Here is a 12,400-nt window from a genome sequence, read left to right on the forward strand (position 1 = left end):
TTTCCATATGAACACCAGTGTCCTGGAGGGGGTGAACAACCGCATCAAGGTCATCAAGCGCATGGCCTACGGTTTCCGGGACTCGACGTATTTCTTCCTGAAAATCAAGGCCGCCTTCCCCGGGAAGGCGCGATGAACCTGAAAAAGCCCCGGAAACGGGGCTTTTTCATGCCTGCGTGAATCAGGCGCCGCGGGAAGCGCGGGCGCCCTTCTTCTTGTTCTGCAGGATGTGCGAGAACACCGCGTGCAGATCATCGGAAGCCGTCTCGCCATCGAGGTTGAGTTTGGCGTCGACGCTGTCCATGTGACGCATCATCAGTTCCACGGCGGTGTCCACGTCACCTGCCTCGATCGCGTCGATCACCCGGTCGTGCTCCTCGTCGGAACAATGGGTGCGACTGCTGCTTTCGTAGAGCGCGATGATCAGCGAGGTCTGCGAAATCAGGCTGCGCAGGAAACCAAGCAGGGTGTAGTTGCCTGCGGCCTCAGCCAGCTTGAGATGGAATTCCCCGGACAGGCGGATACCCATCCCACGGTCGCCCCGGGCGAAGCAGGCGCGCTCCTCCAGCACCATCTGGCGCAACCCGGTGATCTGCTCGGGGGTGGCGTTCTTGCAGGCCAGCTCGGTGATGGCCCGTTCGATCATCCGACGTGCGTAGAAGATCTGCCGTGCTTCCTCGGCACCCGGGCTGGCCACTACGGCACCCCGATTCGGCCGCAGCAGCACCACACCCTCGTGGGCGAGGCGGGACAGCGCGCGTCGGATGATGGTGCGGCTCACGCCGAAGATCTCGCCGAGGGCCTCCTCGCTGAGCTTGGTGGCCGGTGCCAGGCGCTGCTCGAGGATGGCTTCGAAGATATGCGCGTAGACCACCTCGTCCTGGGTTCCACTGCGCGTGCCTTTGGTGGCACGCGGCGGTTTCTTCAGACTTTGCTCGACGTCGTTCATGAGGACCACACAGTGAAGTTCAAAAGCGGGAATGGGCTGACACTATGCCGACGGGATGCCTTTACGCCAGCACCCAAGCCATCAGCCGCATGAAAGTGTGGCGCATTGTACACAAACCGCCCGCAGCTCACAGAACATCACGCTTTGGAGGCACTCATCGGCGGCTCCGGCAACTGCAGCGGCAGGTCGAGACGGCGAGCCTCATTGGCCAGGTGCAGGCGCATCAGGTCGGCAGCCAGGGCGCTGTCGCGGCGACGAATGGCCTGCACCAGCGCCTCATGCTCGCGCACTCGCGCCTCAAGCTGGTCGGCGCCCTGGCGCAGCAACACATCGCTGCGGGCCAGCGCATCCCCAGCCTGGCCAACCAGGTGCTGGAAGATCGGATTGCTGGTGAGATTGCCCAGCAGGCGGTGAAACCCCAGATAGGCCTCGACGAAGGCATCCAGCGCACCGTCCTCGGCGGCATCGCGCAAATCCAGCAGGCGCAGGCGCAGGCGATCGAGGTCGGCACTGGCGATGGACTGTGCCACCAGCCCCACGATGAAGGGCTCCAGCGCATAGCGCAGCTCGAGGATGTCAGCCATGCGATGCCCGGCCGCCACGCGCGGCTCAACCACGTCGGCGGCCTCCTGCGCCAGCACCTGCACCCCCTTGCCGGGCAGCGAGCGCACCATGCCGAGGGTCTCCAGCACGGTGACGGCTTCGCGCAGGCAGGGCCGGCTGACCCCGAGCTGGTCGGCCAGCTCCCGCTGCCCGGGCAGCATCTCCCCGGCGGGCCAACGGCCCTGCTCGATGGCTTCACGCAACGACTGCACAACCGACCCCACCAGGGTGGTAGACATGGATTCGCTTCCTCTTCGACCCGTTCAGGCCCGGCGCCGGGCAGCATCATGCCTGCCCGATCGGTCCGTACTCAATCGGCAGAAGGCCGAGCCTTGAAGGCCAGCCCCTGCTCGCCGGCCAGCACGCCACGGGCGCGCTGCAGGTCGATGTCCTGCTCCCAGCGGGCGATGGCGACGGTGGCAACACAGTTACCGATTAGGTTGGTCAGCGCCCGGCCGATGCCCATGAACCAGTCCACCGAAAGCACCAGCACCAGGCCGACCACCGGGATCGCCGGCACTGCCGCCAGGGTCGCCGCGAGGATCACCAGCGCCGAGCCCGGGATGCCGTGGGCGCCCTTGGAGGTCACCAGGGAGACCAGCAGGATGGTGAGCAGGTCGTTCATCGCCAGGGGTGTGCCGGTGGCATGGGCGATGAAGACGATGGCCAGGGTCAGATAGATGGAGAAGCCATCCAGATTGAAGGAGTAACCGGTGGGGATCACCAGCCCCACGGTGGAAGTGCGGATGCCCAGGTGCTCCAGCTTGCGCATGACCTGAGGCAGTACCGCATCGGATGAAGCGGTGCCCAGCACGATCAGCAACTCCTCCCGCAGGTAGCCGAGGAATGGCAACAGGCGCAGCCCCGAAACCCGCAGCACCGTCCCCAGCACCAGCAGCACGAAGGCCGCGCAGGTCAGGTAGAACACCAGCACCAGGCCGCCGAGGTGGCGCAGGGAGTCGATGCCGTATTTGCTGGTGGTAAAGGCGATGGCGCCGAACACCCCGATCGGCGCCAAACGCACGATCATCCCCATGATCCGGAAGATCACCTGGCTCAGCTCACCGATCAGCCGGGCAATACCGGCCGCCGACTCCCCAGCCATGTTCAGTGCGCAACCGAACAGCACCGAGAACACCAGCACCTGGAGGATGTCGTTATCAGCAAAGGCTCCCAGTACGGAGTTGGGAATCAGCCCCATCAGGAACGCCACCGGCCCATGCAGGTCGCCGGTGCGCGAGGTGTAGGCCGCCGCATCACCCGCCGGCAGCTCGCTGAGATTGATGTTGGCGCCCTCCCCCAGCCCGGAGCCGTAGGCCACCAGCAGGCCGATCAGCAACGCCAGGGTCGTCAACACCTCGAAGTACACCACCGACTTGAAGCCGATGCGGCCCACCTTCTTCAGGTCGCCGGCACCGGAGATGCCACTGACCACCACGCAGAACACGATCAGCGCGATGAGCATCTTGACCAGCTTGATGAATCCATCTCCGAGAGGCTTGAGCTGCGCCGAGAACTCGGGGAAGCCGACGCCACAGAGGATACCGATGACCAGGCCGATGACGACCTGAAGGAAAATCGAGCGCGAACACCACTTGAGCATTGGAGTGATCTCCTGGGGTGCCTTCGCGGCGCGCAGCAGGGAGCCACGGATACCGGAGGCTTTGTTGTTGTGGTCTTACCGGTCAGTCCAGCTATCGCAGTCTAGGACCGTGAAAACTCGTACACAAGAGCACGCAAACTCCAATTGACTTTTTTGTACACAAACACATAATCCAACTGCATACTTTCTGACTCAAAAGTCAGAAAATGCGTCAGCCCGCCGGGCAAAAACCTCAAGGCTTCCCCCTCCGTGCAAGGGACCCAGGTAACCAGCCGGGAAGAAGCTCACAACAACGAATGAGAGGTACCTGCTGTGGAACGCACCAGACAACAAGAACAAAACCTGTACGCCGAAAGCCCTCCTGCCCAGGGCCTGCTCGATCGCCTCTTCAAGCTCACCCAGCACCGCACCACCGTGAAGACCGAACTGGCCGCCGGTCTCACCACCTTCATCACCATGGCCTACATCATCTTCGTCAACCCGAACATCATGGCGGACGCCGGTATCGACCACGGCGCCGCCTTCGTCGCTACCTGCCTGGCTGCCGCGTTCGGTTGCTTCCTCATGGGGCTCTACGCCAACTGGCCGGTCGGCCTGGCGCCGGGGATGGGCCTCAACGCCTTCTTCACCTACACCGTGGTCAACACCATGGGCTACAGCTGGCAGATAGCCCTCGGCGCGGTCTTCCTCTCCGGCGTGCTGTTCATGGTGCTGACCTTCTCGCGCATCCGCGAATGGCTGCTCAACAGCATCCCCAGTAGCCTGCGATTCGCCATGGGAGCCGGGGTCGGCCTGTTCCTCGGGCTGATCGGCCTCAAGACGGCCGGCATCGTCGTCGCCCACCCCTCGACCCTGGTGCACATCGGCGACCTGACCTCCCCCGGCCCGCTACTGGCCGCCATCTGCTTCCTGATGATCGCGGTGCTGGAGTACCGCCGCGTATTCGGCGGCATCCTCATCAGCATCCTTACCGTCACCCTGGCCGGCGTCGGCCTTGGCATCGTCAAGTTCGGTGGCGTGTTCTCCATGCCCCCGAGCCTGTCCCCCACCTTCATGGCAATGGACATTGCCGGCGCGTTCAACGTGACCATGGTCAGCGTCATCCTCGCCTTCCTCTTCGTGCACATGTTCGACACCGCCGGGACGCTGATGGGCGTGGCCCAGCGCGCCAACCTGGTGAAGGAGGACGGCCGCATCGAGAACCTGTCCAGGGCCATGAAGGCCGACAGCGCCTCCAGCGTGTTCGGCGGCGTGCTCGGCGTACCGCCGGTGACCAGCTACGTGGAAAGCGCGGCCGGTGTGGCTGCGGGCGGAAGGACCGGCCTGACCGCAGTCACCGTGGGCGTGCTGTTCGTCGCGGCGATGTTCTTCGCCCCGCTGGCCGGGATGATCCCTCCCTACGCCACTGCTGGCGCCCTCATCTATGTCGCCATGCTGATGATGGGCGGCATGGCCCACATCGACTGGGACGAACACACCGAGACCATCCCTGCGATCGTCACCGTGATCATGATGCCGCTGACTTTCTCGGTCGCTGACGGCATCGCCCTGGGCTTCGTCAGCTACGTCGCCATGAAGGCCTTCACCGGCCGCTACCGCGAGGTGTCCCTCAGCCTCTACGTGCTCTGCGCGATCTTCATCGCCAAGTTCATCTTCCTCTGACCGCCCCGGAGTCTCGCGCGCCGACCGCGAGGCTCCGTACAGGCGCTCACCTCACCCCGACACTCAATGACACAACGCCAGCAGATGCGGCCGATAATGGCCGCCTGGCTCCTCACTGATCGAGCACATGAAACTCAGCCGCGTCGGGCCGGACAGCCAACCCACTTCCTCGAACACCCGCACATCGGCGGTCACCTGCTGCACCAGATAACCCCGGTTGCAGCGATGCTCCTCCCGTGTCACAGGCTCGCGCGCGATGGAAGCGAAACAGCAGACACGCCCGCCCACCTCGACACGATGGATACCCAAGCAAAGGACCGTCAGTTGAAATTGCACATCGCGTCTCCTTTCGCGAGACACCAGGGCAACCTGGCCCCAGCGTAAGAAAGCCCTCCCCCGTCACTGCACCACCCCTGGCCGGGACCATGCGAGCCCTCGAATCGGAAAGGGCACCTTCCTGGCACCCCATCCAACCCCGGAGTCACACGGGATACCAAGGACGGGCAACCACGCGACGGCTGGAGAGCGAAACGTCCCAAACCGGCGCCATCCTCTTTCCTGCCAGTCATCAACGCCAGAAGGCAGATTGTCTGGAAGGGCGAATACAGCGCCACCTGCGGAAAAATCCCAAAGACAGAATACGCATAGTATTCGATGATACAACCCTGTATTACACAAGGTCACTGGCGAATGGCAATACGGCGCGTACTGTCGCCCTCCATGAAAAAATGGAACCTGCTGGCCAAAGCCAGAATGAAAGAATTGGGCGTCACCCAGGAGCAATTGGCCGAACGAATCGGCGTGACCCAGGGCGCAGTCGCGCACTGGCTGAACGGCCGCCGCGAGCCAGGGCTGACGAGAATCAACCGGATACTTGCCTGCCTGCAGATGCCGACTCTCAGCATCGGCGGACAACTCGTGCAGTCTGCTCACGACAGCCCCGACAGCAAAGAAGAAGCGCGCGAGGTCCCGGAAGGAGTCATCCCCATGACCATCAGGGAAACCGATGCTCCCCGCTACGAGTACGAAATCGAGCTTCCACTTCTGAGGGAAGCCACAACCTCCAAGGCAAAAAGCAACACCCTGGAGGAACTGGACTACTCAGGCATCCGCTTTAGCCGACACGCACTTCAGGCGCGCCAGATCGACCCGGCTCTCGCCGCCTGCCTCATCGTCTGTGGCGACAGCATGGCGCCCCTGTTTCCCGATGGCGCCATCCTCGGCATCGACCGTGGCCGCCGCGAAGTCATCGATGGCAAGACCTATGCCCTGCTCGATGCCGGCATGCTCCGGGTGAAGATCCTCCACCGCCTGCCCGCCGGCCAGGTACGCCTGCGCAGCCACCAACGGGACGAGTACCCGGATGAAGAGCGAGCGCTGGCTGAGTTGGAGATCGTTGGCCAGGTCTTCTGGTCCTCGGTGCTCTGGTAGTTCCCCGCACCCGTCAACCGATCCGGGCTGCTCGTACCTGAGCGGCCCTTCCCCACCAAACTCCGGACAAAAAAGGTTCTTCGCGGAATCAGGGGAAAGAGCGAGTTGACAGTCAGGGAAGTAGGTAGATTGGCAGTCGCCAAACGCACCAACCCCCACCCCCTGCTGCCGCCGTGCATCCTAGCCAGTGCCCGTTTCCATATGAACACCAGCATCCTGGAAGGGGTGAACAACCGCATCAAGGTCATCAAGCGCATGGCCTACGGTTTCCGGGACTCGACGTATTTCTTCCTGAAAATCAAGGCCGCCTTCCCCGGGAAGGCGCGATGAACCTTTTTATTGACGCAGTTTTCCCCAGACAAAGAAAAACCCGGCCGAGGCCGGGCTTTCCTGAAGCTCAGACCAATTACTTGGCTTGGGCTTCTACTTCAGCTTCTACGCGACGGTTAACAGCGCGGCCAGCTTCGGTGGCGTTGTCGGCAACCGGGCGGGACTCACCGTAACCAACGGCGTTGACGCGGTCAGAACCTACACCGTACTGGTTGACCAGTACTTCACGAACGGCGTTGGCACGGCGCTCGGACAGCTTCTGGTTGTAGGCGTCGGTGCCGACGGAGTCGGTGTGGCCTTCAACGGTGGTGGTGGTGGCCGGGTACTGATTCATGAAGTCAGCCAGGTTCTTGATGTCGCCGTAGCTTTCTTCCTTGACCTTGGACTTGTCGAAGTCGAACTTCACGTCCAGCTCAACGCGAACCACTTCGGCAACGGCCGGGCAGCCGTCGGCGTCAACGGTGACGTTGGCCGGGGTGTTCGGGCACTTGTCGACGTTGTCGCACACGCCATCGTTGTCGCTGTCGGAGCAGACTTCGGCAACCGGAGCAGGAGCCGGCTCGGCAGCGGGCTTGGAGCCACCACCGAAGTTCACGCCAACACCCACACCAGCAGCCCATTCGGCTTCGTTGGCGTCGATGTTGTACATGCCGTCCAGACCAGCCTTGGCGTAGAAGTTCTCGGTGAAGTAGTACTTCACGCCGGTGCCGATGTTGGCGAAAGTGCTGTGGTCACGACCGGTACGATCCGGAACGTTGCTGATGTTCTGGTGAGCGAGACCAGCGGACACGTACGGGCGCAGACCTACACCGGGAGTACCGAAGTGGTAGATCGCATCCAGGCCAGCCTGATTGCCTTTGATGTTCTTGTTACCAGTGTCGTTTTCCGAACGAATGTCGTGAAACTCGCCATAGGACAGAGCCAGTTCGACGTCATCGGTCAGGTAGTAACCAACCGAACCGCCCAGCAGGTTGCCGTTGGACAGATCACGCGAGCTATCGGTGAAGTAGCGCTTGCCGAAAGCCTCCACCTCGACAGCGCCTTGGCCTTGCGCCAGCGCGTTCAGAGAAAATGCGGCAACGAGAGAGCCAACGGCTACGCCTAAGGTGTTTTTCAGTTTCATCCGTAAATCCCCATCTTGGTTGTCAGTAAGTTGTCAAACAATCTCAATGGACAACTTGGTCCGCAAGTTTACCAGAACTCGCTGCTCTTAGAGATTGATTTTGCCCAACTAAGTTTCGGTCGATCCTGAAAATTTTTCGCGCAAGCGATCAAGAGCGCGTTTGTATCTCATCTTTGTCGCGCTCAAGCCCATATGCATGATGTCGGCGATCTCCTGGAACTCCAGTTCCGCAACAAAACGCAGTACGAGGATTTCACGATCGATCGGGTTCACATGCACCAGCCAGCGCTCGAGCCCGCCACGCTCCTCGATCTTCGGAGCCTTCTCATCGGAGGCCTCCTCAAGCGGATCGAGACTCAGGGCATCGAGCAAGCGACGCTTGCGTCGCTCTTTGCGGTACTGGGTAATGCATTCGTTGTACGTGATGCTGTAGAGCCAGGTCTTGAACTTGGATTTACCCTCAAAGTTCTTGAGCCCATATAGCACTTTGAGCATCACCTCCTGGCAGACATCATCAGCGTCTCGTTCGTTCCCCAAATATCTCGCGCATACATTGAAGAGGGTCCGCTGGTAACGGCGCATCAGCTCTTCATAGGCCCGAGTGACATGGAACAGCTCGACATGCGCACGCTCCACCAGCTCTTCGTCGGAGAGTTCGTGAGGGTCATAGCGCAGGGACAGCGATTGGGGTTTGTTCAAAACAGGTCGGGCCGGCAATGATCGGGAGCCGCCGGAGCGCGTGGGCGCTGATCCGGCGGCCAATATTAGCAGGGATGGCGCTGCGTGTTAGCGGCTCGTTACCCGCTGGTCGAGAAGCGTCCGATTGGCCACCGATACCAGATCCCCCTCGTCGGTGAGCAGGATGGTCTTCACGGTGCCGATCTCCTCGATCTGCCCTTCGATGTCCCCGACCTTGACCTCCTGGCCGACTTGGTAAAGCTCGCGCACATAGATCCCGGCGATGATCTGCGCGGCAATGTCTCGGCTGCCAAGGCCCAGGGCCAGAGCAGCCGCCAGACCGATGGAGATCAGCGCGATGGCGATGACGTTGTTCAGCAGGTCGGTCTTGACCTCCAACTGGCCAATGGCCACGGAGATACTGATGAGGATGACCAGGCCCTGGGCGATACGCCCCAGGCCATGGGCGTAGTCCAGGCCCACGCCTTCCGCCGCGCCACGAACGATCCCGCTGAGCAGTTGCGCCAGCAGCACGCCGGCCAGCAGCACCAGAGCGGCGCCCAGCACTTTGGGAAGGTAGAGCGCGAGCATGTCCAGGGTCGCCGAGACGCGATCGAGACCCAAGGACTCGGCAGCGGACACCAGGAAGATGAGCAGGACGAACCAGTAGACGATCTTGCCGATCAGTGAGGAAACCGGCACCTGGATACCGACGCGGCCAAGCATCTTGGTCAACCCGGTCCCGGCCATCAGGCGATCCAATCCCAGCTTGGCCAGCAGCTTGGAGAGCAGGGTATCCAGCAGCTTGGCAACGACGAAACCCACCAAGACCACCACCAGCGCGCCGAAGAAGCGTGGGATGAAGCCGGCTACCGGTGTCCACACCGTGGTCATGGCGTTAACGATACCTTGGGTCCAGGGGTCGAATTCCATCTTCATTCAGCCTTGTCAGCAGAGCGTTTCGAGGAGGAACGGCGAGATACGGGCGCCACATGCGCCGAGCCATTGTTCAGGGCGATCATCAGGGCTTCGGCCCAGTGGCCGAGCAGGCAGAAGAGGTCGCCCACGCCAACCTGCCGGTTCGCGGTCTTGAGGACGCGACCGAGCGCCGCGCTGTCGTCATGGTCGGACGGCGCGTTACGGAGCATGTCCCGCAGGGATTCTTCGAAGGGATCGTGCATTCGCACCTCTCGTAGGTATGTCGGCTAGACGCAGCAGGCTGGAGATGGGTCACATTCAAAGCCAGCGCAGCCGACGGAAGAGCCACCACTGGAAGGCGGCCACCCCGAGGAGGAGCAGGCACACGATGGGAAAGCCATGGGATGCGTCGGCGCCCGGCAGCCCACCCACGTTGATACCCAGGAGCCCGGTGATGAAGCTCATGGGCAGAAAGAAGCCGGTGATGATGCCCAGCAGGTACATAGTGCGCGTCATCCGCTCGCTCATCCGGCGGTTCTCGGACTCCAGCACCAGGGCGACTCGTTCGCGAATCATCTCCAGCTCTTCGAGGTAGCGAGTCAGGCGGTTGTTCAGTTCGTTCCAGTAGTCAGCGTCATCGGACGCGAACCAGCCAAGCCGATTGCGCGCCAGTTGGCCATAGATGTCCCGCTGCGGAGAAAGGAAGCGGCGCAAGGCCGCAGCCCGCCGGCGGGTCTGCAGCATCAGGTCATGATCGGGGTTGTAGCGCTCACTGGCATCGAGCTGCTCCTCCTGCTCATCGACCGCATCCCCCAGATGAGCGATCAGCGAATCGACCTTGCTGGTCAGGTGCTCGGCAAGATAGAGCAGCACCTCGGATGCACTGCGCGGCCCGGTCCCGGCGCGCCACTGCTGGATCAGCTCATCAGTGGCATGAAGGGGGCGCAACCGCAGGGAAATCACATGGCGCGCATCGGCGAAGATGCGCACTGCCACCATGTCTTCCGGCTGGGCACCGGGGTTGAGGTTGACCCCGCGAAGGAACAGCAGCAGTTGCTCATCCGGCAGGGTTACCAGACGCGGGCGGGTGCTCTCCTCCAACAGCAGGTCACAAGCGAACTCCCCCAGCCCACTGCGCTCGCGCAGCCACAGGCGCGCCAGGGGATGCCCACGGTCCCAGTGCAGCCAGAGGCTTTCATGCGCGCCGAGCTGGAGCCCATCCAGCTCGGCGCGACTGATGGCGCGCGCGCCACCCTGCGCGTCGAGCACGAATGCATGGACCAAACCCGCACCGGGGCTCTGCTCACCTGTCATCCTCGCGCCACCCTGCCCGGTTACCCGGGCATCTTCAGCGGTTCGGGGGAGACGATGATGCCGTTGTTATCGGCATACAGGTACTGCCCCGGGCGGAAAGTCACGCCACCGAAGGTGACGGCAACATTCAGGTCGCCGATACCGCGCTTATCGGTCTTCATCGGGTGGCTGGCCAGGGCCTGGACACCCAGGTCAGTCTGGGCGATCACGTCCACATCACGGATGCAGCCGTATACCACGATGCCTTCCCAGCCATTCTTCGCGGCCTTCTCGGCGAGCATGTCTCCCAGCAGCGCACGGCGCAGGGAGCCACCGCCATCGACCACCAGGACCTTGCCCTGACCGGGCTGGTCAACCTGCTCCTTGACCACCGAGTTGTCCTCGAAACACTTGATGGTGACGATTTCGCCACCGAAGGAATCGCGACCACCGAAGTTGCTGAACATCGGCTCAACGACCTGCACCAGGTCAGGGTAGGCATCGCACAGATCAGGGGTGATGTATTGCATGGCGTGGCTCCTTGCGGGTCTAGAGATCGGGGCCGTCACGATCACCGTCCTGGGCCGGCAGCGGAAAGCGTTGCGCAGCGCATACACCGGCACGCTCCAGGTCGAAGGCGATCCCGTGGCGGGAACAGCGCAGCACCCTACCGCCGGGGCGGATGCCGCGCAAGGGCGCAACACCGCCGTGACAGCGGCTTTCCGGGACGTTGAGCAGCGAATTCGCGACAATCAACCGAATTGCTTTCACATTGCCGAAGAGAGTTCACGTTCAGGCTGGCCTGGCAACGCCGGAAGGCTGCGGTGCAAGAGCCAGTGCTCGACGAGCGGCCAGACCTCCTGCTGCGCCGACTTGCTCACCAGCATCTCCACATGGCCGTAATCCTCGGCAAAGCCGGCCTCGCGGGACAGGCAAAGGAACTCACGGACCTCGCTGCCGAACTGGTCGAGCAGCTTCCGGCAAGCCCACGCCGGGTCCTGGTGATCCCCAGCCGAACCCACGGCCAGTACCGGCACCCGGACATCCGCCAACCCCTTCCACCAATCTCGCTCGGCGTCACCGAAGCGGCCGAACAGGCCATGCCAGCGGAGATTCTCCAGCCCGATGCCGATAGGCTCATCCTCGGGCCCGCGCTTGAGGCCGGAACCGGAGAGCGCATCGAAGCGCTTGAGCAGGAAACGCCCCAGCCACTCCACCGGCGGAACCTTGAGGGGCCAGTAGACCCGACTGATCTGGCTGCCGAACAAGGCAACGGACGCCGCAGTCTCCTCGTCGAGGTAGCCGCCCCCCAGTGCGGCGGCCAGGGTCACACCACCCAGGGAGTGCCCCACCCAGTGAGCGGGCGATCCGGCCTGCTCACGCACGAAGGCGCCAATGGCCGGTAGATCGTAGCGGGCATAGTCGGCCACGCGGTTGTGCCGGTAGGTCTGATTGCGAGGGGAAAGACCGTGGCCGCGCATCTCGACGATCCACACATCAAAACCCGCCCTGGCCAGGAAAGGCCCCAGGCCCAGGCCGCGCGGCGAGTACCAGAAGCGGCGATTGGAGAAGCTGCCGTGCACCAGCACCACAGGGATACCGCGCTGCCCTTCACGCCCGTATAGGCCCAAGCGCGTAACCACCAGTTCAACGCTGGGATCAGGACTGTTGCCAGGCTTGAGGCGATAGAGGTCTTCCGTGAGGTCCCCACGGAGTTCGGCGCCCACCAGGGCCACCGGGAAAAGAAGACTGCTGCTTTGCATGAAAACTACTTGCATGAAAAAGGGCGGGTGATGACCCGCCCTTTTTC

15 protein-coding genes and 1 pseudogene are annotated in these 12,400 nt (G+C 62.5%); 4 read left to right on the plus strand and 12 right to left on the minus strand.

What is annotated here, in order from left to right; all coding sequences use genetic code 11:
- A partial coding sequence (locus A7D27_RS27175) for a transposase (protein ID WP_139134090.1) occupies window positions 1–136 on the plus strand: 136 nt, incomplete at its 5' end.
- Window positions 137–181: 45 nt separating this feature from the next.
- Here A7D27_RS27175 and A7D27_RS12165 read toward each other — a convergent pair.
- From A7D27_RS12165 to A7D27_RS12175, 3 genes are all read right to left on the minus strand, one after another.
- A complete protein-coding gene (locus A7D27_RS12165; RefSeq protein WP_069561964.1) occupies window positions 182–949 on the minus strand; it encodes a GntR family transcriptional regulator in 768 nt (255 codons plus the stop codon).
- A gap of 137 nt (window positions 950–1,086) precedes the next feature.
- Window positions 1,087–1,791 carry a FadR/GntR family transcriptional regulator gene (locus tag A7D27_RS12170; RefSeq protein WP_069561965.1) on the minus strand — a complete coding sequence of 235 codons (705 nt, stop codon included), beginning with the start codon at window positions 1,789–1,791 and terminating at the stop codon, window positions 1,087–1,089.
- 71 nt (window positions 1,792–1,862) lie between these two features.
- Window positions 1,863–3,155, minus strand: a complete 1,293-nt coding sequence (locus A7D27_RS12175; RefSeq protein ID WP_069565051.1) for a C4-dicarboxylate transporter DctA — start codon at window positions 3,153–3,155, stop codon at window positions 1,863–1,865.
- A gap of 312 nt (window positions 3,156–3,467) precedes the next feature.
- On the opposite strand from A7D27_RS12175, the gene A7D27_RS12180 reads away from it, so the two are divergent.
- Window positions 3,468–4,817, plus strand: coding sequence for an NCS2 family permease (locus tag A7D27_RS12180; RefSeq protein WP_069561967.1), 1,350 nt, complete (start codon window positions 3,468–3,470; stop codon window positions 4,815–4,817).
- Between the two features lie 63 nt (window positions 4,818–4,880).
- Here the strand turns inward: A7D27_RS12180 and A7D27_RS12185 are convergent, their stop codons facing one another.
- The gene (locus A7D27_RS12185; RefSeq protein WP_069561968.1) at window positions 4,881–5,153 is read right to left on the minus strand and encodes a hypothetical protein; all 273 of its coding nucleotides are present in this window, start codon (window positions 5,151–5,153) and stop codon (window positions 4,881–4,883) included.
- A gap of 384 nt (window positions 5,154–5,537) precedes the next feature.
- Here A7D27_RS12185 and A7D27_RS27180 point away from each other — a divergent pair, with 384 nt between their 5' ends.
- Together A7D27_RS27180 and A7D27_RS12195 are read left to right on the plus strand one after the other, a co-directional pair.
- Window positions 5,538–6,248, plus strand: coding sequence for a S24 family peptidase (locus A7D27_RS27180; protein WP_165675156.1), 711 nt, complete (start codon window positions 5,538–5,540; stop codon window positions 6,246–6,248).
- 177 nt (window positions 6,249–6,425) lie between these two features.
- Window positions 6,426–6,578: pseudogene (locus A7D27_RS12195) on the plus strand (transposase); the annotation flags it as partial.
- A 76-nt stretch (window positions 6,579–6,654) separates the two neighbouring features.
- On the opposite strand, the gene A7D27_RS12200 reads toward A7D27_RS12195, so the two are convergent.
- The 8 genes from A7D27_RS12200 to A7D27_RS12230 all read right to left on the minus strand — a co-directional run bounded on the left by A7D27_RS12200 (window position 6,655) and on the right by A7D27_RS12230 (window position 12,353).
- The gene (locus A7D27_RS12200; RefSeq protein WP_069561971.1) at window positions 6,655–7,701 is read right to left on the minus strand and encodes an OmpA family protein; all 1,047 of its coding nucleotides are present in this window, start codon (window positions 7,699–7,701) and stop codon (window positions 6,655–6,657) included.
- Window positions 7,702–7,809: 108 nt separating this feature from the next.
- Window positions 7,810–8,400: an RNA polymerase sigma factor SigX gene (gene sigX, locus A7D27_RS12205; protein ID WP_069565054.1), complete on the minus strand. Its 591-nt coding sequence runs from the start codon at window positions 8,398–8,400 to the stop codon at window positions 7,810–7,812.
- A gap of 87 nt (window positions 8,401–8,487) precedes the next feature.
- Window positions 8,488–9,312 (minus strand): mechanosensitive ion channel domain-containing protein, encoded by an 825-nt coding sequence (locus A7D27_RS12210; protein WP_044401644.1) that lies wholly within the window; start codon window positions 9,310–9,312, stop codon window positions 8,488–8,490.
- Window positions 9,313–9,314: 2 nt separating this feature from the next.
- Entirely contained in the window at window positions 9,315–9,560 is a 246-nt protein-coding gene (locus tag A7D27_RS12215; RefSeq protein WP_069561972.1) for a CrfX protein, read from the minus strand.
- 55 nt (window positions 9,561–9,615) lie between these two features.
- A complete protein-coding gene (locus A7D27_RS12220; protein ID WP_069561973.1) occupies window positions 9,616–10,611 on the minus strand; it encodes a zinc transporter ZntB in 996 nt (331 codons plus the stop codon).
- 20 nt (window positions 10,612–10,631) lie between these two features.
- Window positions 10,632–11,120, minus strand: coding sequence for a ribonuclease E activity regulator RraA (gene rraA / locus A7D27_RS12225; protein ID WP_069561974.1), 489 nt, complete (start codon window positions 11,118–11,120; stop codon window positions 10,632–10,634).
- A 19-nt stretch (window positions 11,121–11,139) separates the two neighbouring features.
- Window positions 11,140–11,346 (minus strand): hypothetical protein, encoded by a 207-nt coding sequence (locus A7D27_RS27835; protein WP_139134091.1) that lies wholly within the window; start codon window positions 11,344–11,346, stop codon window positions 11,140–11,142.
- An 11-nt stretch (window positions 11,347–11,357) separates the two neighbouring features.
- Complete coding sequence (locus A7D27_RS12230) at window positions 11,358–12,353, minus strand: alpha/beta fold hydrolase (RefSeq protein WP_069565055.1); 996 nt, start codon at window positions 12,351–12,353, stop codon at window positions 11,358–11,360.
- Window positions 12,354–12,400 lie beyond the last annotated feature (47 nt).

The organism is Pseudomonas sp. 1D4 (assembly GCF_001728925.1).
Classification (GTDB): domain Bacteria; phylum Pseudomonadota; class Gammaproteobacteria; order Pseudomonadales; family Pseudomonadaceae; genus Metapseudomonas; species Metapseudomonas otitidis.